This is a genomic window from Alteromonas sp., from assembly GCF_984505615.1.
In genome coordinates this window covers 81806-105689 of sequence record NZ_CFHOXV010000006.1, presented here as the reverse complement: position 1 = coordinate 105689, position 23884 = coordinate 81806, and the positions used below count along the sequence as shown (strand labels likewise).

The 23884-nt window shown below is 49.6% G+C and carries 22 protein-coding genes; 9 read left to right on the top strand and 13 right to left on the bottom strand.

The genetic code is table 11. From position 1 onward, the window contains the following. Positions 1–13: 13 nt before the first annotated feature. From AC4PME_RS06215 to AC4PME_RS06200, 4 genes are all read right to left on the bottom strand, one after another. Positions 14–1246, bottom strand: a complete 1233-nt coding sequence (locus AC4PME_RS06215) for a diguanylate cyclase (protein WP_491045800.1) — start codon at positions 1244–1246, stop codon at positions 14–16. Between the two features lie 101 nt (positions 1247–1347). After that, on the bottom strand, positions 1348–2391 hold the full coding sequence (locus AC4PME_RS06210; RefSeq protein WP_491045799.1) for a 5'-methylthioadenosine/S-adenosylhomocysteine nucleosidase family protein: 1044 nt from the start codon (positions 2389–2391) through the stop codon (positions 1348–1350). A 123-nt stretch (positions 2392–2514) separates the two neighbouring features. Further along, a complete protein-coding gene (locus AC4PME_RS06205; protein ID WP_491045798.1) occupies positions 2515–3342 on the bottom strand; it encodes a DUF4198 domain-containing protein in 828 nt (275 codons plus the stop codon). Beyond that, positions 3343–3888 (bottom strand): DUF2271 domain-containing protein, encoded by a 546-nt coding sequence (locus tag AC4PME_RS06200; protein ID WP_491045797.1) that lies wholly within the window; start codon positions 3886–3888, stop codon positions 3343–3345. A 286-nt stretch (positions 3889–4174) separates the two neighbouring features. Here AC4PME_RS06200 and AC4PME_RS06195 point away from each other — a divergent pair, with 286 nt between their 5' ends. Then, positions 4175–5059: a LysR family transcriptional regulator gene (locus tag AC4PME_RS06195; RefSeq protein WP_491045796.1), complete on the top strand. Its 885-nt coding sequence runs from the start codon at positions 4175–4177 to the stop codon at positions 5057–5059. Positions 5060–5108: 49 nt separating this feature from the next. On the opposite strand, the gene AC4PME_RS06190 is transcribed toward AC4PME_RS06195, so the two are convergent. After that, positions 5109–5282 carry a hypothetical protein gene (locus AC4PME_RS06190; RefSeq protein ID WP_303572246.1) on the bottom strand — a complete coding sequence of 58 codons (174 nt, stop codon included), beginning with the start codon at positions 5280–5282 and terminating at the stop codon, positions 5109–5111. A 376-nt stretch (positions 5283–5658) separates the two neighbouring features. On the opposite strand from AC4PME_RS06190, the gene gpmA reads away from it, so the two are divergent. The 4 genes from gpmA to AC4PME_RS06170 all read left to right on the top strand — a co-directional run bounded on the left by gpmA (position 5659) and on the right by AC4PME_RS06170 (position 9735). After that, positions 5659–6405 (top strand): 2,3-diphosphoglycerate-dependent phosphoglycerate mutase, encoded by a 747-nt coding sequence (gene gpmA / locus AC4PME_RS06185; protein WP_119502966.1) that lies wholly within the window; start codon positions 5659–5661, stop codon positions 6403–6405. 128 nt (positions 6406–6533) lie between these two features. Then, entirely contained in the window at positions 6534–7253 is a 720-nt protein-coding gene (locus tag AC4PME_RS06180; protein ID WP_491045795.1) for a glycosyltransferase family 2 protein, read from the top strand. Between the two features lie 19 nt (positions 7254–7272). Next, entirely contained in the window at positions 7273–8001 is a 729-nt protein-coding gene (locus tag AC4PME_RS06175) for a TVP38/TMEM64 family protein (RefSeq protein ID WP_491045794.1), read from the top strand. Positions 8002–8004: 3 nt separating this feature from the next. Beyond that, on the top strand, positions 8005–9735 hold the full coding sequence (locus AC4PME_RS06170; protein ID WP_491045793.1) for an ArnT family glycosyltransferase: 1731 nt from the start codon (positions 8005–8007) through the stop codon (positions 9733–9735). A gap of 6 nt (positions 9736–9741) precedes the next feature. Here AC4PME_RS06170 and AC4PME_RS06165 read toward each other — a convergent pair whose 3' ends face one another. Further along, positions 9742–11301, bottom strand: coding sequence for a serine hydrolase domain-containing protein (locus AC4PME_RS06165; RefSeq protein WP_491045792.1), 1560 nt, complete (start codon positions 11299–11301; stop codon positions 9742–9744). Beyond that, positions 11294–13090, bottom strand: a complete 1797-nt coding sequence (locus AC4PME_RS06160; RefSeq protein WP_491045791.1) for a glycoside hydrolase family 3 protein — start codon at positions 13088–13090, stop codon at positions 11294–11296. Before AC4PME_RS06160 ends, AC4PME_RS06165 begins: the two co-directional genes overlap by 8 nt. A gap of 296 nt (positions 13091–13386) precedes the next feature. Between AC4PME_RS06160 and AC4PME_RS06155 the strand changes: the two genes are divergently transcribed. Further along, positions 13387–14586: an anhydro-N-acetylmuramic acid kinase gene (locus AC4PME_RS06155; RefSeq protein ID WP_491045790.1), complete on the top strand. Its 1200-nt coding sequence runs from the start codon at positions 13387–13389 to the stop codon at positions 14584–14586. Positions 14587–14621: 35 nt separating this feature from the next. On the opposite strand, the gene AC4PME_RS06150 is transcribed toward AC4PME_RS06155, so the two are convergent. After that, entirely contained in the window at positions 14622–15251 is a 630-nt protein-coding gene (locus AC4PME_RS06150; RefSeq protein ID WP_491045789.1) for a cytochrome b, read from the bottom strand. Between the two features lie 242 nt (positions 15252–15493). Between AC4PME_RS06150 and AC4PME_RS06145 the strand changes: the two genes are divergently transcribed. Next, a complete protein-coding gene (locus AC4PME_RS06145; RefSeq protein WP_119502972.1) occupies positions 15494–16801 on the top strand; it encodes a methyl-accepting chemotaxis protein in 1308 nt (435 codons plus the stop codon). Between the two features lie 65 nt (positions 16802–16866). Here the strand turns inward: AC4PME_RS06145 and AC4PME_RS06140 are convergent, their stop codons facing one another. Next, positions 16867–17994 carry an S-(hydroxymethyl)glutathione dehydrogenase/class III alcohol dehydrogenase gene (locus AC4PME_RS06140; protein ID WP_490708036.1) on the bottom strand — a complete coding sequence of 376 codons (1128 nt, stop codon included), beginning with the start codon at positions 17992–17994 and terminating at the stop codon, positions 16867–16869. 127 nt (positions 17995–18121) lie between these two features. On the opposite strand from AC4PME_RS06140, the gene AC4PME_RS06135 reads away from it, so the two are divergent. Next, complete coding sequence (locus AC4PME_RS06135) at positions 18122–19000, top strand: LysR family transcriptional regulator (protein ID WP_491045788.1); 879 nt, start codon at positions 18122–18124, stop codon at positions 18998–19000. 38 nt (positions 19001–19038) lie between these two features. Here AC4PME_RS06135 and AC4PME_RS06130 read toward each other — a convergent pair whose 3' ends face one another. Further along, the gene (locus tag AC4PME_RS06130) at positions 19039–20376 is read right to left on the bottom strand and encodes a patatin-like phospholipase family protein (protein WP_161599190.1); all 1338 of its coding nucleotides are present in this window, start codon (positions 20374–20376) and stop codon (positions 19039–19041) included. Positions 20377–20464: 88 nt separating this feature from the next. Here AC4PME_RS06130 and AC4PME_RS06125 point away from each other — a divergent pair, with 88 nt between their 5' ends. Further along, positions 20465–21331: a polyphosphate kinase 2 family protein gene (locus tag AC4PME_RS06125; RefSeq protein WP_119502976.1), complete on the top strand. Its 867-nt coding sequence runs from the start codon at positions 20465–20467 to the stop codon at positions 21329–21331. Here AC4PME_RS06125 and AC4PME_RS06120 read toward each other — a convergent pair. From AC4PME_RS06120 to AC4PME_RS06110, 3 genes are all read right to left on the bottom strand, one after another. Then, positions 21328–22053, bottom strand: a complete 726-nt coding sequence (locus AC4PME_RS06120) for a sulfotransferase-like domain-containing protein (protein ID WP_119502977.1) — start codon at positions 22051–22053, stop codon at positions 21328–21330. The genes AC4PME_RS06125 and AC4PME_RS06120 overlap by 4 nt on opposite strands. Beyond that, positions 22053–22961, bottom strand: a complete 909-nt coding sequence (locus tag AC4PME_RS06115; RefSeq protein WP_491045787.1) for a D-amino acid aminotransferase — start codon at positions 22959–22961, stop codon at positions 22053–22055. Before AC4PME_RS06115 ends, AC4PME_RS06120 begins: the two co-directional genes overlap by 1 nt. A 104-nt stretch (positions 22962–23065) precedes the next feature. Further along, a complete protein-coding gene (locus AC4PME_RS06110) occupies positions 23066–23845 on the bottom strand; it encodes an AsmA family protein (RefSeq protein ID WP_303572265.1) in 780 nt (259 codons plus the stop codon). Between the last annotated feature and the right edge of the window lie 39 nt (positions 23846–23884).

Here is a 23884-nt window from a genome sequence, read left to right as displayed (position 1 = left end):
TCAGAGAACAGCATCAATCCATATCGACAATCTGATCCTTGCCTGAATATTTAGCACGGTATAACCGGGCATCAGCTTTCTCTACCAGTTGTTCCAGATTCTGCATCTCTTCCGCACACACGCCTATGCTGCAGGTAAGATTGAGACGATGCTCGGTGAACTCATGCTCGCGGACTCTTGTCAGAAAAATATTCAAATCGTCCAGCAAAGCAGCATAATCACGGGTTGAAATTACAGTGAATTCCTCACCACCATAGCGGGCATAGAGATCTTTACCGAAACAATCTCCCATCAGGCTGGCAAATTCCTGTAACAGATGGTCGCCGGCTTTGTGTCCGTAGGTATCATTAACCTGTTTAAAGTCATCAACGTCAATCATGGCGACAGTAAGCCCGCCCAGACGCCCTTCATTTTTGAACAGTGCCTCACCCTGTTCAAACAGGTAACGCCGGTTGTATGTTTTTGTCAGCGGGTCCAGATTCGCGGAATCGCGGATGGTGACCAGCATCTCCTGGGCTTCGAGGTTTTGAAGCACCCGGCAGAAAAACTCTTCGTGATAAAACGGCTTACTCAGGAAGTCATTAGCGCCGCTTTTAATGAACTTGGCAGATAACACACTGTTACCATTGGCAGATAAACCAATAAACACCAGGTCCTGGAAGTTACGATCCTGACGCACGGCTTTAACCAGTTCAAAGCCGTCCATATTCGGCATCATGTAGTCAGAGATAACCAGTTTAATATCCGGATTTTCAGCCAGTACCTGCAACGCTTCCACTCCGTCAAATGCTGACAACACCTGAAAACGGAATTTGCGCAGAAAAGCACACAGGTAAGAGTTGCTGGTAGTGGAATCATCAACCACCAGTACTTTGGTGGTCAGATTTTTACGCAGGCGGTCAATCAGCTTGATAACCTGCATGTAGGAATAGCGGGATTCTTTGGTGATGTAGTCCAGTACGCCTTTGTCGATGAGGGAGGTACGTAATGTTTCATCAAAGTTACCGGTCAGTACGGCCGTAGGCACGTCATGAGAGAGCATCAGCTCTACGATCTCACCACGCGGAGCGTCGGGCAGGTTCAGGTCGACTATCGCTGCCAGAAATTCTTCGCCGCTGTCCAGCTTTTGCTTTGCTTCAGCATAATCCGAACACAGCACACTGTGAAAGTGAGGGTTATCTTCCACCAGCTTATTTAAAATTTTACGGACTATCTGACTGTCTTCGACAACGAGAATTTTAAACATAACTACAACCTGAACTACTTGTCATACCAGCATAACCAATAAAAAAGAATAATGCGTTAACAAAATACGAAAGTTATACTGATGTATAACCTTCGCGGTCATTAATCTTCCCTGGCTAATGCGTCGAGTACAGCAAACAATACGTTTGCACCCACCCGCGACACTTCCTGATCGTAGATATGTTCTACATTTACGCCTTCCTGCCCGCCGGCAAGATCGCTGATAGCACGAATTATAACCCAATCGACATCATTTATCGTGCAAACCTGACCGACTGCAGCAGATTCCATTTCTGTCACTTCGGCCTTGAATACATCACGTGTCCACTGGCGGTATTCGCGGTTATCCAGAAATACCGAACCGGTCACGCCGTTACCACCTACCGTTAATTTTGCTTTGCGTTCGCCCAGAATCATCTGGTCCGGCAAGGCCAGCATGGCACTTCTTGCTGCATCCAGCAAACGGGGGGTCGCAGAGAAATAAGCCGTATCCACCGGCTCATCCAGGCCATCTTTAATGATCAGCACTTCGTCAGGCTGGATAAAGTGAAAGTTCTTGTATGCCGGCAGGTGCGGGTCCACTTGTCTGCGCTCCGGCTGTTCCTGCAAAAATCTGGCGTAATATTCCGGCAACACGTAATTGCCCGGGTTTTGTTTATCCGGATTGGTGTACACACTTTCATCATGATAGTACCAGCGCACAGGCACAATCACGTCACCTGGCTGCCAGTCCGGATTCACCGCGCCGGCAATCCCCATGTACACCACCTGTTTCACAGGAAAATAATCGAAAGCCATCTGCATGGTCAGTGCAGCATTGGCGATACTCATGCCCGTCGCAAATACAAGAATGGGTTCATCATGGTATTTACCTATACGGTAGGTTACACCTTTGTACTTCACGACCTGTGTGATCTGAGCGCCGGAATCAGCCTCGATACGGCCCAGAATCCCCTTCATTTCAGGCCCGTATGCCACCACGACGGCAGTAAAACCTTCCTGTTGAAACTGCTTTGGTCCGAAAGCTTCCGTTGAAAGTGTGTTATCCGCGGGGGCTACTACGGCAGGCGTTGCACAGCCACCCAGCATCAGCAACGAAAATAATGCAAAAACCAGTGAGCGTGCACCGGTGATGGAAAGGGTCATAGATAAAATCCGGATATGTAAAAAGAATTAAGGATTTTAAGCGGAAATACTGAAGAAACACAATGCGCAGTTACCCCGTCAGTGAGCGGTAACTGCGCTGCCATTTAGCAAAAAATAAACGGTTTACAGAGGTAATACTTCCATTACCAGAACGAACATACCACGGCGTTTCTGCGCCGGTGCTTTTGCGTTGTCATCTTCAAACTCAGCTTCCAGCCAGTACATGCCAGGTTCCTCAAAGGTAACTGCAATCTGGCCGTTAGCGTCAGTTGTAAGGTTCATCGCGTCGTCAGTATCACGATACTTTTCACCGTCTTTTACAATAGTCACTTTCGTGCCGGTGGCAGCACCGCCATCCATCAGGAAGCCAAGGCTGATTTCTTCACCGGTATACAGGTCATTCGGATGCGTTTTACCATCCAGCTCCAGGCCTTTACCTGTAGGTTTGATGGCGTCTTCTGAAGGTTCACCCAGAGTAGCAAATACGTTAATCCGGCGTGATGATTCAACCACTTCCAGACCGTCTGCTTTTTTCGGTACTGCTTTGTTGAATTCTTCCAGCGTGCCGGTTTTACCGCGACCGGGCCACATCTGACGCTTACCGTCTGCGTCTTTCCAGAATGCCATCAGCGACTGGGATGCCGTTTCAACACGGTACGTGCCTTCTTCCTTCACATTGATGTCAAAAACACTACGGTAGCGTAGTTTCTGTTCGTGCTGCTTCGCCACTTCTTTACCGGAAGGCGAAGTCACCGTAATACCTTCTGTGCCCAGTGCGAAGTGATCAGGGGTAAAAATGCCGTTTGCTACGGCAGCATCGAAGCTGATCCACTCGTCATCGCCTGACACAACAGTGGTTGTCGGCTTAATCCATGCACGGTGAGCCAGTGCCGGTGTTGCGATTAAAGACAAGGCAACAACGCCGGTACCGATCAGATGTTTAATTTTCATTTATGGCTCCAAAGTTAATTCAATTTCAGACAGTTCCTGATCACCTTCTGCAACCTGATGTTGCGATGCAGAAACAGGCAATGTGACAGGCACGCTTAATACTTCACGGCCACCCAGTTCCCGGGCAGCTTCAACGTTCAGGGTATATTCTCCGGCAGGAATATCATCGAACTGTCCGGACAAGTCGATGGTGTGCTCACCTGGACGACGGGTAGCACCACTTACACCGTCCATAGGTAAATCGGCACTGCGGCCACTGCGACGCCACCAAAGGCGCAAATCTTTCAGCCATTTTTCGCCTTTACCGTTTTCCATTTCCACGTCATACCATACGGCAACGTCTTTTACCCGCTTCTGCTTAGCATCAGCCAGCCAGACGGCAACATAAGGTGCATGGTATTCAGCCACAGATAAACGGGGCAAGGTAACCTTTACTTCACTGGCATGAGACAAAACAGGAAAAACAGCGAGAGATAAAGACAGAACGGCACCAGCTAACCCACGGCGTTTTGCTGATGACAATTGGCGTACCACGGTACATCCCATTAACAGACACTCCTTAAATGAACAATTTTAATGTCAGCGCACATTCATATTCCCGGTATATTCCGGGTCGGAATCTTCCCCTTTCTCCTGATAAGCCCGCCGGAACAAGCTGTTTATCCCGTTGTCCTACAGATTGAACGTGATGGAATCGACTCTTTCAGCCCGCACCCTTATTCTGGCTGAGTAAGGATTATCAAGAAATGAGAATTATTTCCATTTAGACTAAACTGACTCGCATGAATTCTCAACTCATTTCTTCTGAGATTTCACAGGAATCATTCGCTATATGAACACCAAGCTTCTCCGTTCGCTGCAAATTTTCGTTGAAGTTGCTAATACCAGCAACATGAGTATCGCAGCCAAAAAACTTCACATGACCGTGTCTGCCATCAGCCAGCAGCTGCGCAAACTGGAACAGGAAATCGGACTCAGTCTGTTTAACCGTAACACCAGACACATCAGCCTGACAGAGGCCGGTCACATTTATTATAAAACCAGCATGGAACTTATCCGTGTGGCAGAAGAGGCTCAGCACCAGATTGAGCAACTTCAGGAAACCCCCTCAGGCCGCTTACGTATTGTCGCGCCGGAAGGGTTCGGTGGTGGTCTGCTGAGTAAACCTTTGCAGGCATTGCTGTCTGAATTTCCCAAAATTAAAGTGGCACTGGAATTAACCAGCCAGACTACTGATGTCATTGCCAGCGGTGCGGATCTTGCGATTTCATTGCAGGAAGTAAACGACGTAAATCTGCACTGCCGCCATCTGGCCACCTGGGATCTGATTGTCTGCGTAGCAGCAAACCATCCGCTGGCAGATCTGGATACCGTTAACAGTACTGATTTAGCACCCCATGCGTATATTTCTCATCCGGGAATGCGGGATTATGTGGAATCACAGGAAGGAAAAGATAAAGCTCTCCCTAATCCGCCCCGTCTGATGGTGGACTCGGTACAAGCTTTGATCCGCCTGACTCTGGATGGCCTTGGTTACGCCGTGCTGCCTGAGCCGGAAGTCAGAGAGTACATTGAAACTGGCAAACTGGTAAACATTCTGCCTGAATGGAAAGCGCCGAAATATGATGTCTACGCGGTTGCACCGAAGCATGATGCAACACCAGTAAAAACACTGGCTGCGGTTAAGTGTTTGCAGGAATCTTTTTCACTGATATAGAACGCTTTGTTCTAAATGAAAAAAGGCCGGTTAAACCGGCCTTTTCTCTTTAATTGGCGTAAACGGGGTGAGATACCGCTTTGTTCACTAGTTGTGAAGTTCGTGTGCCCCGTGCCTTATAGCGATATTGCTTACCGGTACGGGTTTCATTTTCAGCCCGGCTTTCGCCTGTTTTAATGGCTTTTCCACGTTTACGTTGAATTTTGATCGTATCAAGACACATAGTTATCACTCCTGACTAACTTAGACATGCCTGAGCTATTCGCCCGCGGTCGTTAAACCGCGCATATTGTATAGCCCGGGATGATAATCCTTACTGCCGGTTTGTCGCTCAGTTTATGCTGACTGGCGCATCCGGAAATTCATACTCACTGTTGATAAAGCACATTTCAGACCAGACTGATTTTTGACACATGCCTCATTCTCCCGAAACGCCCGTATGGTCAAGCTTTGAGCAAAATCATCTGGTATAACATCTTTCCTCAAACTGGATTTTTAACCGCGAATAAAGGATGATAGCGGCACTTTCGAATGTAAAATTGGCATAGCAGTGTGTATGCCTTTACCATTTTTCTATTACCAGGACTTAGGGAACTTCTATGTATAAATTGGTACTTATCCGTCACGGCGAAAGTCAGTGGAATCTGGAAAACCGCTTCACTGGCTGGCACGATGTGGATTTGACTGAAACCGGCGTTGCGCAAGCACAGAACGCGGGTAAACTGATGAAAGATGCAGGCTTTGAGTTTGACATCGCTTATACCTCTGTACTGCTGCGCGCAATCAAAACACTGAACATCGCGCTGGAAGAAATGGGACAGCATTACCTGCCTGTACAACGCCACTGGCGTCTGAACGAACGTCACTACGGTGGCCTGACAGGTCTGGATAAAGCAGAAACTGCAGCAAAACACGGTGAAGACCAGGTGAAAATCTGGCGTCGCAGCTTCGACGTACCACCTCCGGCAGTTGAAGAAAGCAGCGAACACTTCCCCGGCCATGACCGTCGTTACAGCCATGTTGATCCAAGCATTCTGCCCCGCGCAGAGAGTCTGGCGCTGACCATCGACCGCGTACTGCCTTACTGGCACGACGTTATCCGTCCTACCATTCAGGATGGCAAGCGCGTAGTTATTGCCGCTCACGGTAACAGCCTGCGCGCACTGGTTAAGTATCTGGACGGTATGTCAGAAGAAGAAGTACTGGAACTGAACATTCCTACCGGTGTACCGCTTGTATACGAACTGGATGCCGATCTGAAACCAATTTCTAAAGAATACCTGGGCGATCCTGAAGCGATCAAAGCGATGATGGATGCCGTTGCCAAACAAGGTAAAGCGAAGTAATTCGTATCTATTATGCACACGCTGAAAGACAGCGTGTGCCTTATCTTCATTCTTAAGCTTTTCTTAAGTTTCTATCTGTATGATTCCATCTGATTCGCAGTACAACGTTATGTTGAAGAGGAACTCAGTTGGATCTTTCTGTCATTATTCCTGCCAAAAATGAGCAGGACAATATTGCCCCTCTCGTTGAAGAAATTATTCAGACTCCCGGTCTGCAATGCCTTTACGAAATTATTTATGTTGATGATGGCAGTACTGATGACACCGCCGGCAGGATACTGGCTGTGAGCAGAACCGCTTCTGTGCCTGTACGACTCATCCGGCACAAACGCTCTGTGGGACAAAGCACCGCCATATTTACCGGCGTAGCCCATGCAAGTGGAAAACTGATTGTCACCCTTGACGCTGACGGCCAGAACAATCCTGCTGATATACCCGCCATGCTGAAAGCCGCTGCTGCATTTTCTGATTCAGAACATTTCTGTATCGCCGGTTACCGCAAAGCCCGTAAAGATACAGCCTGGAAGCGATTTCAATCAAAAGTCGCCAACAAGATTCGCAGCTCACTGCTTGGTGATGACACACCTGATACCGGATGCGGGCTGAAAGTTTTTCCCGCAGAAACATTCAGACGCCTGCCGTATTTTGATCACATGCACCGGTTCTTACCTGCCCTCATCCGCCGGATGGGCGGTAAAATTGTTGTCATTGAAGTCTCACACCGCGACCGTCAAACCGGTACATCCAAATACAATATGCTGGGCCGTCTGGGTGTAGGGATAGTGGATTTATTTGGTGTGCTCTGGCTGCAAAAACGCTGCAAACATGCGGACATCATCAGTGAATAAGCCAGCCGGGAAATTCACTGTGTCGCAGATCAGGCCAGTCTTACTTAAGCTCTTTTTTGTTGTGCTGATAATCTGTGGTGTGAGCTATGCCATCGATGTTCTGCCTGCATTTTCCGAATTTAATCAGCAGTGGATTGATGCGCACACCCGGAATAATGGTCTTAAGGGTGCTTTGCTGTTTTTAGTAGTTGCTGTCTGCTTACTCTCTGTCGGCGTGCCGAGGCAAGGTGTTGCCTTTCTCGGCGGCTATGCGTTCGGGTTCACTGAGGGCTTTGTGTATTCCACTATTGCTGCAACAGTGAGCTGTTCCCTTTGCTTTCTTGTCTCGCGCCTGTTTGCCCGGAAACTTGTACAGCGATTGTTCCCGGTAAAAATTGTCAGGATCAGCAGCTTCCTGTCCGGCCAGACCTTTTTGAAAGCATTTGTGATTCGCTTGCTGCCGCTGGGTAACAACTTGATTACCAATATCATTGCCGGAGTAACCACGGTTAACCCCCTCCCTTTCATCACAGGATCTGCTTTGGGCTATATACCGCAAATGGCAATCTTCGCGCTGATGGGTAAAGGGATCGTCGTTCAGTCGGGTTGGAAACTCGCTTTCAGTGTGTGCATGCTGGGTGTCTCTATGCTGCTCAGCATCTATCTGTACCGTCGCTACAAGGCAGATAAAATGTTGAATGACTCTCCGCCCTCCTGTCCGGCAGGGGCAGCTCACAGCAATGCGTCATACAAGGCAGAGGTAAAGTAAATCATGTGCAGCAGAAAAGCGGTGTCACAGCCATCGACAGCATGGCTGGCGCATCCTTACTTACCCTGGTTTTTCTTTTTGTTCGCAGCAGTGCTTATACTGGCCGGTACCGGTTTACGCTCCCCGTGGCCCGCAGATGAGCCCAGGTTTGCCCTTATCGCAAAAGAAATGGTGGAGTCTGGACAGTGGCTCTTTCCACTGCGTGGAGGCGAGTATTATCCGGATAAGCCTCCCGTTTTTATGTGGTCTATCGCGGTGTTCTATGCATTTACCGGATCACTGAAGCTGGCATTTCTGCTTCCGTCCGCCCTCTGCAGCATACTGACTTTATTTTTGGTGTATGACCTGGGAAGCCGGTTATGGAACAGGCAAACCGGTCTGCTTGCGGCGGCATCATTGTTGTTCAGTTTTCAGTTCGTCTTGCAGGCAAAGTCTGCACAAATTGATGCGATGGTGACATGCTGGATTACCCTCGGTTGCTACGGTATGTTGCGCTTCATGCTGACAGAGCGGCGCTGGCGCTGGTACTTCACGGCGTTCTTTTTCATGGGCGTGGGAGTAATAACCAAAGGGGTCGGATTTCTGCCTGTATTCATGCTGATCCCTTATGCGTTATATGTTTTCAGGTTTAAGCAAAGCAGAAGGACTTCTTTTGGTGATATTGGCAAATGGATCGCCGGTCCGGCGATTATGCTTGTCACTATCGGCTTGTGGTTAGTCCCCATGTTACTGGTTGTCGACAACAGTCATGACCCGTTGCTGCAACAATACCGTGACAACATCCTGTTCCGCCAGACAGTCACCCGTTATGCAGACTCCTGGCACCATATCAAACCATTCTGGTATTACGTGCTCAATGTGATACCCGCATTCTGGCTGCCCTTAAGTGTTGCATTACCCTGGTTGGTCCCGAACTGGATAAAAGCACTCCGTGCCGGTGACGGCAGAATACTTATTCCGCTGGGCTGGGTATTGCTGGTTTTGATTTTCTTCAGCATCAGTCCGGGTAAACGGGGTGTTTATATTTTGCCGGCACTCCCTATGCTGGCGCTGATAGCCAGCCCGTACGTCACCGGAATCATAAAGCGTAACGGGTTTAACAGGTTAATCGCCGTTATTATCAGCGCACTATCTCTGGTGGTACTAACGGCAGGTATTGCCGGACTTGCCGGTGTCGAAAAGTTACTCACATTACAGGAAAAATTTGAGGTTACGCCCTGGTGGTGGTTTATCTTCACCGGCAGTTGCGGACTGGCGACCCTGCTTTTTGTACGCGAAAAGAACACCCCGTTGCGCTGGCCGGTTTTTATTTCCTTATTGTGGGTATCATGGAGCACATGGGGATATGTGCTGCTGGAAAATGTGAAAACACCGGTTAATGTTTACGACAATATACGGGCGCACCATGGCGATAACATCGAAGTCGGCCTGGTAGATTTTGCTGAGCAATTTATATTATTTTCGCCCTATCCGGTTACCCATTTTGGCTTTCACACACAGACTGAAAAACAACTGGCCAAAGCGTACGAATGGCTGGAAGACAACCCCTCACGGTTTGTGCTTACTAGCAAAAATAATTTGAAGGGGCTGTGTTTTGACTCTGAGAAAGCAGAGCCTGCCGGTTATGCGCACCGGAACGAGTGGGTTTTATTGTCGTCTGACAGCAAGCTGGGGCAGTGTACAATTTCCGCAGAAGGGATCCCTGAATACCATTACCGGCCGGCAGCCAGGTAATGCCGGTTACCAGAAACTGTCAACCACACTCAGAATTGCCTGCCAGGCAGGTTGTACAGACGGATAGGTACCGTCCTGCCGTAAACCGTTGTGCTGACGGTTTGTCAGCATAATGACAATCAGACCATCATCAGGCCGGAACATCAGTTGAGTACCGGTAAAGCCGGCATGACCGAAGCTTTCCCGTCCCTCCCCGTCTTCGTAACGCCAGAAGCCCAGCGCCTGACCAGTATCGTAAGGCGTATTCAGAAACGCAGCCAGCGTCTCAGGCCCGGTCAGCATGGCGTTACCATAACCGCCACCATTGAGCAGCGTCTGGCAATAGATTGCCAGATCCGGCAGAGCAGAAAACAGACCGGCATGACCTGCCACACCTTCAAGTGCGTACCAGGCGTTGCCGTCGTTCGCCTCACCGGTTAACGTGTAATCGCGGTAGCCATCAAAATTGCGCTCAAACGGCGGGTTTTCTACTACCGGGTATGGCGTGGAAGAATTTACCATGTGTTGCTCGTAGGGATTGCCCTGCGACGTGGCGGCAATATTATCCAGCCAGCTTTCCGGTGGTAAATAGCGGGTTCGGTTCATACCCAGAGGCTGATGAACAAACGTGTATACGTAGTCGTTAAGCGGCATTTTACTGATCTGTTCAACGATTTTACCCAGTAACATAAAACCGATATCAGAATATGCCCGTTTTTCCGTGATCCCATAACGTCGTGGCAGTGACGCCAGCCAGGCGAAGACAGAATCACGGCTTTGCCTTTTGTGCAGCCAGAGTGGTTGCCACTCCCATAAGCCGCTGCGGTGGGTCAGCAGTTGCTGCACAGTGATGCCGGCTTTATCTGTTTGACTGAAGCCGGGCAGCAAGTCGCCCAATGTGTCGTCCAGTGACAACCGGTGTTCACTGACCAGATGCATCACCGCAGCCGTGGTAGAGACCACCTTCGTCACGGACGCCAAATCAAAAACCGTGTCTGCCGTGACCTTGCGGGGAGATGCCAGCGAATGCAGACGGCCGGAGTTCATTAACTGATACTGCGCCATACCCTGTCCCGCGGAATACAGTACCTTACCCTGTCTGGCGACAAGGAGAGCAACGCCCGGAAACAGGTGTTTATCGGGGTCAGTGCCAATAAATGGCTGCAACGTTTGTTGCAATGCCTTGCTCTGCGTGGCGGTTAATCCTTCTTCCGGACTTGCAAATTCCAGTTCGGGATAGTCTACAGACACCGCCACATCGCCGGTTTTTACCTTTAATGACAGTGCATTTTTACCGGTTTTCACCGCATCTTTACTGGTCAGTATATATTGTGCATTTTCAGCCGGATCCAGTGTGCCGTCGAAGACCACCCGGTCATTCACTTCAATGCGCGCCTCGCTGACAACAGCCGGCACAATACGCAATCTGGCGTAGTCACCGGGCACTGAAAATACACCGGTAAGAGGTGTTGACGTTGCTTCAGACTGCAAAACTAGCTGCCCCTGCAACTGTGCGGCATGGGCTGACACACTGGTCGCCATGCCGATAACTGCGACTTTCAGAAACGTCCGGAATGGTTTAGTCATGAGCCACAGGTGTGCTTACCTCGTCCAGAGATACCGGGATCCCGCCCTGCGGCTTCAACATGCCGGTAAGTACTCTGACCAGGCTGTCCATCGTGCCGCCGGTATAGGGCGCGTCAGGTTCATCAGACAGGGCATACACATTGGCGTTATAAGTCGCCAGCACCGCATCGCTGAAGGTATTCAGTTGCATGGCGTCGTAAGGCATCCGCAAATACACCAGGATACTGCGTTTTCCTGTTTCTTTGACTTGTTCGAGTAATGAAGGCAATAAAGCCTGCGCCTCATCAAACCCCATGATCTGCTTTGTATTAACGTCCATGTCTTCCATACCGCCCAGTTCTACCAGACTGGGCGCCGGTGTCATGCTGCCAACCACTACGGTATCAGCCTGCGCCATGGCACTGTCCAGCGAAGGCCTGTTAAGTTGCTGCAAGCTCATGCAGGTAACCTGCTGCTGCGGACGGTACAGTGACATGTGATAAGACACCGCACGGCATACGGTTTCCTCCGGCATGAGAACCAGTACGTTACCGGTTTCCGGAATGATAAAGTCAGCCGGTTTGCCTTTAACAACCGCAATGGCCGCATCAGCAAGTAACTGAGCTCGCCGCTTGTTGTCTGCCAGAGAAGCCGCCAGTTTTTCCGGTGAAGGGGTAAAGTGTGCAGCCAGCCCGAAGTCAGCTTTTGTTTTCCGGATCCTTGCGGCAGATTCTGCAATTAACCCTCTGTCGAGCTCACCCTGTAATACCTTTTGTGTAAGGGCATCGAGTAATTCATTGAAGGCGCGGATACCACTGTCACTGTGGACCGGCAGTGGCATCACGACGATATCCGTACCGGCAGAAAACGAAGCCGCTACGGCATCAGTCTGGTCAAAGAATTTTGCGATGCCGGCCATGTTCATGGCATCAGACACGATGAGTCCTTTAAAACCCAGCTCATCACGCAGGATCCCGGAGAGGATTTTTTTCGACAATGTCGCCGGCTTAATTTGTGGCTGACCGGACTTGTCGTTGAGCTTACTGTCATCTAATTGCGGATACTGAATATGCGCCGTCATTACCATGGCCGGCGATACCTCACGGATAATCGTTTTAAACGGGTACAAGTCCACCGCATCAATCATTTCGCGGCTGTGATCGACCACCGGCAAAGCCAGATGGCTGTCTGTGTGAGTGTCACCATGTCCGGGAAAATGCTTCAGTGTGGCCAGGATCCCCTGCGACTGCATGGCTTCAACCTGCGCTTCGCCGGCCTGCGCCACCACTTTCGGATCCTGCCCGAAAGAACGCACGTTAATGACCGGATTCGCCAGATTGGCGTTTACATCCACATTGGGAGCGAAGTTGGTATTAATACCTAACAGCTTAAGCTCCTGCGCCATGATTTCAGCGCTTTCACGGGCAAAGCGGGTACCATGTTTTCCGATGGTTGCGCCAATCGCCATATTGCCGGCAAAGTCGGTTGTAAAGACCCGCGGAGTTCTGAATACACGCCCCCCTTCCTGATCGACGGCAATAAACAGCGGCTCTCCGTCACTTTTCCCCGTTGCAGCCTGCTGCAAATCGCTGGTCAGCGAGGCAATCTGGCCTGGCCAGGATAAGTTTTCACCGAACAAAATGACGCCGCCCACGCCGGACTCAGCGACGAAGTCTTTTAACTCCTGCGGTAAAACCGTTACCGGCTCGCGGCATTTTTCTTCGTCGCCGGCACAAAAATAGCGGAAGTCAGGCATGAGTTTTTGCGCAATATCGCGCCGTATACTTTGCGTATCAGAGTCAGCAGTCATAGCATTTGCAGGAGTCAGGTTAAGGCAGCTTAAGCATACCGCTATTTGAAAATATCGTCTGCTCAAGTGGCGGATTAGTGGCATAGAATATCTGTACCCCGATGGTAAGTAATCGTAATTCAGGAATTGGCTGAGGGATTTTTTATCTCATGTTACATTTTTGATCAAGAATATTTTATTTTTATATGCTAGGTTTGTCAGGTTTATTTCGCCTGAAACCCGCTTCCGGAAAAGTAGTATGAAACGGTTTCCGGCACCCTGTACCGGCACAAATACCTAACCGGCAAAAGATGATTATGAATAAATTTATTGAACGCCTGTACCATATTGGTAGCAAACCTCAGCGAAAAATTCTCGGACTGATGAGCGGTACATCGCTGGACGGCCTGGATATCGCGTTGTGTAACATCACAGGCTCAGGAAAAGAGACTGAAGCCCGTATCGAGCGGTTTATGACAGTCGATTATGACGTCAAATTCCGTCAGGCAATTCAACGTGTTTTTGCAAAACGGGATGTAGACTTGCAGGAAGTCACATTACTGAATGCGTGGGTAGGCGAATATCATGCGTCTTTAATCAATAAAGCACTGAGCCAGTGGCAAGTGGATAAAGAAGATATCGACTGTATTGCCAGTCACGGTCAGACCATTTATCACTGCCCGCGGGAACAGCACGGTTTGCCTGAATACGGCAACGGCACATTACAAATCGGCGATGGTGACCGGATTGCTACAGGCACCGGCATTATTACACTTTCTGATTTTCGTCAGAAACACATCGCCGCAGGTGGTGAAGGCGCGCCACTGGCGGTTTACGGAGATTTCCTCGTGTTCAGCCACGAACAGGAAAACCGTGTTTTACTGAACATCGGCGGCATCGCCAATTTCACCTGGCTGCCCGCCGGTAATCATCCCGCCGAAGTATTCAGCACCGATATCGGCCCGGGCAATACCATCATTGATGCCTTTGTATCCCGGCACTATGCACGGCAGCGCTTCGATAAAGACGGCGCCATCGCATTGTCAGGAAACGTGAATGAAAACCTGCTCAATGAATTGCTACGCCATGATTTCTTTTCCTGTCCGGTACCAAAAACCACCGGACCTGAGGTATTCAACCTGGATTATCTGAATCAGGCACGATTACGCAGTCAAACCCTGTACATTCCTAACGAAGACGTTGTAGCAACACTGACAGCATTTACCGCTAAAGCGATTGCTCACGGCATTATTATGACTGCCACCAGCACGTCAGCGATAACGATGTACGTGAGCGGGGGCGGCGCGCGAAATAAAGCACTCATGGCAGCTATCGCGGATGAACTGCCGGACTTTATCAGCCTTAAAAATTTGTCTGAACTGGGCATAGATGCCGATGCGAAAGAAGCCCTGCTATTTGCCATTCTCGCCAATGAAACGCTGGCCGGCAGCCCTTGCTTTGAAGGCAACCTGTTCGGTATTCCCAATACCAATATGGGGAAAATAAGCCTGCCGTAGACGATTGTTCAGCACAGATATATGCCAGCGCGGGTTTAAGGGTAACAGTGTGACAGGAAAGAGAGCGTGCCCGGTGAAGGGCACTGAGCATTTGCTGTTCCTTTATCCGATATTTTTCCGCGCATACGCTGCAACGTACCGTCTTTATCTATGATGTGATGTTTAAGTGCCCCCGCCACATGAAGAATGATGGCTGCGATGAGCAGATAGCCAACTATCTCGTGTACTTCCCCTGCCGCCTCTGAAAGGCCTTCGTTTCTTGGCAGAACATCCTGAGGATTAACGGGGTCATGGTTAGCGGGAATTAAATCAAACCCGAAAAACGGAACGTTATGCCCGCCCATCGATGACATGATGATGCCAGACACTGGCAGGATAAGCGTACCGAGGATCAGTACCCAGTGAATCACACCGGCCAGCATATGCTCCCACGCTTTATAGTCTCCCGCCGGCACCGGCCAGCCATTTTTCACCCGCCACACAGCACGGGCAAAAGCAAATACCAGAACGACCACGCCAAAAGACTTATGTAACGGATACAGGCTATAGTCATGATTCTCTGTCATGTAAATACCGACAGCTAATAAAGCGATCATCAATATCGCCACTATCCAGTGAAGAGACACGGTGATTTTACTGAACTGAAATTTTGAATCTGCGCTCATGGGCTTTCCCATCCTTAAATTTTAGGGTCTGAGTTAAACCGGACCGGGCGGTCAAACACGCGACTAAAGTATGATATTTAATGCATATTTATACTTATAATAACCACTTTAAAAGCATGGGAATAGATAAATTTCATTTTATTTCAGTTAATTAAGTAAAACTAAACTTTTGACTAACTCACATGACTGGCGAATAAAAGTACCATAAATATAAATACTAATAACAATGCGCGAGAAATGAGATGTTAGCTCTTAAGTCTACATACGAAAAAGAAATCGCCGGATTAACACAGGCGATTAACGAACATAAAGCCTTTTCTGACGCAGTAAAACGTCACAATGCCTACGTTATTTTCACGCCGGATGGCAACGTGATTGAATGCAATCAGATCTTTGCGTCTATTTTCGGTTTTCAAAGCAGTGATTTGATTGGTCAGCACCACAGTGCACTGTGTTTCAGTGAGCTAACAAACAGTACCGCTTATGCAGCATTATGGCGTGACTTGCGCGACGGCCATGCCCAAACCGGTCAGTTTCACCGTAAACACCGCAGTGGTGAAGGTGTGTGGCTGGAGGCTTCTTATGAACCCATTCTGGATGAAAACGGAAGAGTAACTGCAGTACTAAAAATTTGCTGCGACATCACTGAGCAAAAAGAAACAGCAGAAGCCAACAAAGCGATTTCTGATGCCCTGGACCGTTCAATGGCAGTGATTGAATTTACCCCAGACGGCACAATCCTTAACGCAAACGGAAATTTTCTGGCCACCGTGGGCTACAGCCTGAACCAGATTCAGGGTCAGCATCACCGTATGTTCTGTTACGATGATTTCTACATCGACAATCCTAATTTCTGGGACATTCTCGCAGCAGGCAATTTCCAGTCCGGCCAGTTTAAACGCAAGAATGCAGCAGGCGAAGTGCTGTGGCTGGAAGCCACTTACAACCCCATTTACTCTGCTGACGGCAGAGTCTATAAAATTATCAAGTTTGCCTCAGACATCACGCAAAAAGTGATTGAACAAAGTAACATCGCCAGTGCATCGGAGCACGCGGTGTCGATTTCAGAAGAAACGTCACAAATTGCATTACGGGGAACAGAATCACTGACCAATTCCGTGGATGTATTTAACGCCACTTTGAAAGAAGTAGATCAGGCAAACGTACTGATTGAGCAACTGACTGCCCAGTCAGCCAACATTGAATCCATCGTTTCTACTATCCGCAGCATTGCTGATCAAACCAACCTGCTTGCGCTGAATGCGGCTATCGAGGCAGCCCGTGCCGGCGATCAGGGTCGTGGCTTTGCCGTGGTAGCAGACGAAGTACGCCAGTTGGCAAAACGAACCAGTGACTCAACGGTAGAGATTGAATCGGTAGTAGGCGAAAACAAAGGTCTGGCACAACAAGCCAGTGAGAAAATGACCGAAGTGAAATCCAAAGTTGACCTGAATGCTGAGCAAATCGGCAGTGTGCAGGCTGTGATGGATGAAATATATCAGGGTGCGGTAAGCGTAACTGAGAACGTTTCCCGTATCATGAACCAGTAAGTCCAACCGACTAGGGGCAAGGACGCCCCGAACTTCGGGACGCCATACCATATGGTTACGATGAATTATGGTGCCATGTGGATCACAGAACGGATGCTCTTCCCTTCGTGCATCAAATCAAACGCTTCGTTGATTTCTTCCAGTGGCATAGTATGGGTGATGAAGTCATTCAGAGCGAATTTGCCCGCCAGATAATCTTCAACAATACCGGGCAGTTGCGAACGACCTTTCACGCCGCCGAATGCAGTACCACGCCATACACGACCGGTCACTAACTGGAACGGACGGGTTGAAATTTCCTGGCCGGCACCGGCTACACCGATGATCACCGATTCACCCCAGCCTTTGTGACAGCATTCCAGTGCAGAACGCATCACATTCACGTTGCCGATACATTCAAAAGAATAATCAACGCCGCCGTCGGTCAGTTCAACAATCACTTCCTGAACCGGCTTGTCATAGTCTTTAGGGTTGATGCAGTCAGTCGCACCTAATTTCTTAGCCAGTTCAAACTTGGATTCATTCAAATCGATACCGATAATACGGCCTGCTCCCGCCATGGTTGCACCGATGATGGCAGATAAGCCAATACCGCCCAGTCCGAAGATAGCAACGGTGTCTCCTTCCTGAACTTTCGCCGTATTGAGTACCGCGCCCATACCTGTGGTCACACCACACCCTAGCAGGCACACTTCTTCCAGTGGCGCATCAGGATTAACTTTAGCCAGCGAAATTTCAGGCAGAACCGTGTACTCGGAGAACGTGGAGCAACCCATATAATGATAAATTGGCTTACCATTACAGGTGAAACGGGTTGTCCCGTCAGGCATCAAACCTTTACCCTGAGTTTCACGTACCGCGCTGCATAAATTGGTTTTACCTGATGTACAGAATTTACATTCTCCGCACTCGGCGGTGTAAAGCGGGATAACATGGTCGCCCACTTTCAAAGAGGTTACCCCTTCGCCAACTGACTCAACAATACCACCGCCTTCGTGGCCCATGATGGCAGGAAATACGCCTTCAGGATCCTCACCAGACAGGGTAAATGCGTCGGTGTGACACACGCCTGTGGCAAGAATTTTTACCCGCACTTCACCCGCTTTTGGCGGTGCAACCTGAATTTCTTCTATAGACAGCGGCGCTTTCGCTTCCCACGCTACCGCGGCTTTACAAGTAATTACGTCAGCCATGTTGTTTTATCCTTTATTCGATGTGTGTCGGACTATTCTAAACAGTCGCAGTTATGTAACAATACACGCAATATGAAAATCACTTTTTCATAAATGCAATAATAGACCCATTTACCTGCAGGGCTTTATGAACAGAGACGGTATTGTTGAATTTGTGGCGGTTGTTGAGCAGCGCAGCTTTACGCTGGCAGCGAAAAAACTGCGTATCTCTACCGCAAAAGTAAGCCGCCAGGTCAGTGCACTGGAAACCCGTCTGTCATCGAGGCTGTTAAACCGCACCACCCGTGTGGTGACGCCAACCGAACTTGGTCAGCAGTTCTATCATCAATGCCGTCACATTCTCGACCAGCTTGATGACGCAGAACGTTTCGTCTCCGAACAACAGCTCACGCCTTCAGGCAAACTCATGCTTACTGCCCCCGTAACTTACGGTGAGCGGATCATCGCACCGGTCGTTAATGACTTTCTTACGCTGCATCCCCGCATTGAGGTCAGCCTGAATCTGACAAATCAGGTTGTGGACTTAGTACAGGAAAACTACGATCTGGCTATCCGTCTTGGTCATCTTGAGAGCTCATCGCTGATTGCCCGCCGGTTAGGCTCGCGAACGTTATTCACCTGTGCCTCACCGGAATACTTTGAGCAGCATGGCCTGCCTCAGTCGGTAGCCGACCTTGCCCGGCATCAGTGCATTGCCGGCACATCAGCCCACTGGCAATTTAATGTAAATGGCAGAGTCGTCACCTACCGGCTTTCAAACGCACGACTGCGTTGCAACAGTGGCGTGGGGATCCGTGATGCTGCCCGTAAGCACCTGGGCATCATTCAACTGCCTGATTATTATGTCGCTGATGATATCGAAGCTGGCCGTCTGAAAGTGATATTGCCGGCACAACAAATCGATGATGACGGGATATGGGCGGTATACCCGCAAACCCGTCATGTATCAACCAAAGTCCGGTTATTACTGGACTATCTGGTTACCCGCCTGAGTCCCGGCGCGTAAACCAGTTCGCCACCGGGCCGGCTCTGCCGGTACACACCTTATGCCGGAATTGCTGGTTCAGGGCTTTCAGGCTCTGCTTCAGGGGGCTTTCCTGTAATGCTGGCAATAAGCTCTGCCGCATTTTTCTGTCGGAATGCCCGATACTCTTCCCAGTCAAATGACTTCAGAAACGCCACAGCCGCATCACAGCCATTTACAATCAGCTTTTCTTTGTCTTCCGGAGACATATCAAAGTCAAGCCAGCCAATGTCTGTTGTATCAATTTCCTTCACCACCCGGTTGTAGTCTTCAAAATGCTCATGGCGGTATTCTTTATCAGTGTTGCCTTTGGCAATATCCACCACATTGGAGATAAAGTTCAGCAGTGATGAATTATCGAAACGGTCTACATCAAAGCCCAGCTTGGCACCAAACGTGGGCATTGAAGGGACTTTGCTGGGTTTCGCGTGAAATTCGTCAAAGGGAAAATTTGATAACAGGCCGCCGTCAACGAAGGAGACCGACTCGCCATACTTCTGAGGGTCTTTCAGCGTCACCGAAAAATCCCGTTGAAGCCGGTCTTTCACATCACTGTAAGGGGGGATGTCAGTCAGCGTGAAGGGATCAAAAAAGATGGGAATAGACATGCTGGCACGGGCAAAATCTGCAACGGGCGCATCGTTTTCCGGGCGGTAGAATAAATCGGCGTCTTTAGGAAAGGTCACCTCAACACCCACGGCCATACAACTGGCTTTTACTGCCAGTCCGCCGAACGGGGCGGATTTATCATATGTGAACCGTGGCGGATGGTTCAGGGTAACCGTTTCCGGCAGCGTCCATTTTGATGCCAGACCGGTGAGATGTGCCGCACCGAAGGGCTTCAACACTTTTCGTTCCATCCAGTCGTAAAAGGTTTGACCGGGGTTTAACCCCCGCTTTGCTTTCAATCGTTTGTAACCGGAAATCACACCCTTCATCCATCGCCAGCCTTTGCTGAACATGTTACCGCCACCGGGATTCTGCACCACATCCCTGACGGCTTTAGGTCCGTCGACAAAACTGAAAAATGCCACTTCATCCAGCACATCTGCAATCGCCATGGTTTTAGGCTGATCCGGTGTACCGGCTGCACTCAGCCCTATCGCATTGATTGCACCGGCAGACGTGCCGGCTATTTTACGAAAACGGATATTGCACTGTTCAAGCACGTAGGTATAACCCACGAGACCAAGCCCGAGCATGCCGCCGCCTTCCATCACAAGGTCGACGAAATAGTACTTTTCACCGTCTTTTTCGAAATATACATCTGACCAGACTTTGCTTTTCAACTCAGCCGGGATTGAATAGGCCGACAATATGTCCTTCACAGACTTAGCCGGTGTAGTTTGCGCGTTCATTACAGCCTCCCTGTCCATAATTTGTTCAACATGCTAACGCAGGGTAGGATTAATGCAATGGTCATTCTGTACTAAGCCAATACCATTTATGAATAAAACCGTCTCTGAGATTGAATTAAGACACAGAACCCTGCGTTTACCTCACGGTGAAGATGCGCCACTGATTGGTTCAAAGCAGCACTACCGGGAAGAACTGAAAAAGTGGCAGAAAAAACTGCTGCATGTTCAGCAGGCCATTTATCACCAGAAAAAACGGGCAATTGTGGTTTTCGAGGGCTGGGATGCATCCGGTAAAGGCGGCGCCATCAGGCGTCTGACCGGCCATCTGGACCCCAGAGGGTTTGCCGTGCACCCCATTGCAGCGCCCACCGCTGAAGAACAGGGAAGGCACTATTTATACCGGTTTCAGACAAGGTTACCCAAGCCCGGCCGTATCGCCATTTTCGACCGTTCCTGGTATGGCCGGGTACTGGTGGAAAGAGTGGAACAACTGACACCGGATGATGCCTGGCAACGTGCCTACCGGGAAATCAATGAGTTTGAACGGATGTTGTCTGATGATGGCGTCCGCATCATTAAGCTGTTTTTACACATCTCGCCCGACGAGCAGCTACGCCGGTTCGAAGAGCGGCTGCACAATCCCTACAAACGCTGGAAGCTTACAGAAGAAGATATCCGCAACCGCAGTAAGTGGTCTGATTACGCATCAGCTACCGAAGACATGTTTGATGAGACGGATACCCGCCCGGCTCCCTGGCATCTGATACAGGCAGAACACAAATGGTATGCACGGGTGGAAGTCTTAAAGAAAGTTGTGAAGGCATTGCGAAAAGGCACCGACATCACGCCACCGCCACCGGATGAGAAGCTCATCCGTCTGGCAGAGCAAAAATTGGGGATAAGCGTGCCGGATACAGACACGCCGGAGCCGCAACAGTCAGAGCAGGAAAACTAAAACGTCAGCTTATATTTCTCAAGTTGGTAGTAGTAAGGAAGTGCTTGCTCACAAACTTCCTGTAATGCCTCCGAAAGTACCGGCACGGGTTTCCGTGCCGTGGCTTTAAGCCCGGTACTTGCCCACACCGCATTGTACCAGTGCTCTGCCCAGACGCCGTCAGCTTTGTTGCCACCAGCCGGCCAGCTGAGCATGCCCGCATCGTAAGGTATACCAATGGCTTCACACAGCGCCTGCAGCCCCGTTGCGGGGTTGGTCAGCAAATCGTCACTGTCAATTACCACCGGCGGCTCGCCGTTCAGCGTCATCTGGCGGTTAAATAACTCAGCTTGCTGACGGATGCCGATATCATCCAGTACCGGTTTCTCCCGCTTTTCATTGTAACTGGCAATCACCCTGGCCGGATGACGCAACAGAAACACGTTAATCACATCGTCTGTCCAGGCCAGCGGAAATGCGGGTAACATGTGATGTGACATGTGCTTCTGATAGAAAATATCTTTACCGTCAGGGATCGGACCCAGGCATTGCGCAATAACCTCAGAAGCACGCTGTGGTTGCGATGCCAGTATCGCTTCCTGCATCGGGTGCACTTCCCCGCTTTCCTTCAGATACGCCGCGTAAAAGGGCTCGTCAATTACCGCGCAGTCACTGCGGGCGGAAAACGCATACATCATTGCTGTCGATAAGTTTCTGGGGCCGGACCACATAGCAATACGCATCAGTGAGACTCCTTAACCAGTTGATAATATGCCTCTCTTATCTGCTGCGTGACCGGTCCCGGGTGCACGTCGCCAATTGCTCTGCCATCAATGTGGGATACCGGCGTCTGCGCACCAAACGTGCCGGTAAGGAAGGCCTCGTCAGCACCATAGGTTTCAACCAGCGAATAATTGCGCTGATGCACCTTCAGGCCAATCCGCTCACACACGTCTATCACTTTCTGCCGGGTGATACCGTTCATGCAGTAATCACCTGTTGAGGTCCAGACCTCGCCTTTTCGTACAATAAAGAAATTACAGGCGTTGGTGGTGTTTACAAACCCGTTTACATCCAGCATCAGTGCTTCATCGGCACCGGCCTTTTCTGCGGCAATACAGGCCAGTATGCAATTGAGCTTGGAATGCGAGTTGAGTTTGGGATCCTGCGTCATAGGCAGGCCACGAATATGCGGCACAGTAGCCAGCTTGATAGGCCGCGCAATGGACGCTTTGGAGTGCTCACATATAATAACCAGCGTAGGACCGTGCACAGAAAGCGCCGGATGCTGAAACGGCTTTTTCTTTTTGCCCCGGGTGAACATCAGCCGTGCATGTACATCGGTATGCATGTTGTTGGCTTTACGGGTGGCTTCCAGCGCCTCTGTAACCTGCGCCCTGGTCATGCCTAAATCCATATCGACCACTTTTGCAGCTTCAAAAAGCCGGTCCATATGCTCATCCAGAAAAGCCCATTTGCCGTCGTATAACCGCAAGCCTTCCCAGATGCCGTCACCTAACATAAAGCCACTGTCGTATACCGACACTTTGGCTTCGTCGCGGTGAACAATGTCACCGTTTACATAAATGAGAATATCATCATTACGCGCATCTTCCGCTGCGGTATGGGTAGAGACATCCGCCATACTCATTGATTGTTTTTCCTTTTTTGTACAGCCAGAAAAACAAAAATACCGGCTGACGACCCGTAAAGTAAAGTCGTACCGCCGGTATTTGCGATGATATTCAGCGATGATTAGTTAAACAGATCTTTCAGCTTGTCTTTGCCTTTCTCCATTAACTTCTCTTTTTCTTCATCGATTTTTTCCTGCACTTTCTCTTTGGCTTTTTCTGCCAGCACTTTTTTCGCTTCGGCTTTTGCCTGCTTGATGGCGTTATCCAGCATCTGATTTACGATAGCCGCACCGACCTGATCAGCAGGTAAACCGTCAGGCTGACCAATGGCACCGGCACTGAACGTTGGCAGAGTGACTTCATACGCTTTCTTATCAATTTTGAAATCACCGGTTTCAAGGTTTTCAAAATTCAGTTTCAGCTTCGCGTTACTCACCGTTACCGCATCCACAATCAGTTTTGGCGCCGGAGCGGAGGATGGCTCTGCAGGCTGGCTGTCGCCCTGAGGCAGGTTAGCCATCAGATTCTTTTTGATAACCATCAGGTTGCCCTGACCTGATGCATCTACTTCGTACAGGATTTCCGGACCGTCTACAGTCACTTCCTGGATGCGGTAAGGCTCTTCGGTAGCACCGGCGAGATCTAATGTCACACCGTCAAGGCTGAATGCATCTTCTTCACTGAATCCGTCAGGATTTTCTACATCAATGTCAGTGATAGTCAGACGCCCGTCACTGAAAGACAAATCCACAGCCGACACGGTAACCGGCGTAGCCAGATATTTTGTGCCCTGTGTTTCAATTTGTTCGCGGATAAAGTCATTGGCACCACTGGCCAGATAAACCACACCGCCGGCAATCACCACAATAACCAGCAATAAAATAACCAGAACTTTCTTCATTACTTCTCCCTGCATAAATGAGATTAAATACCGCACGGT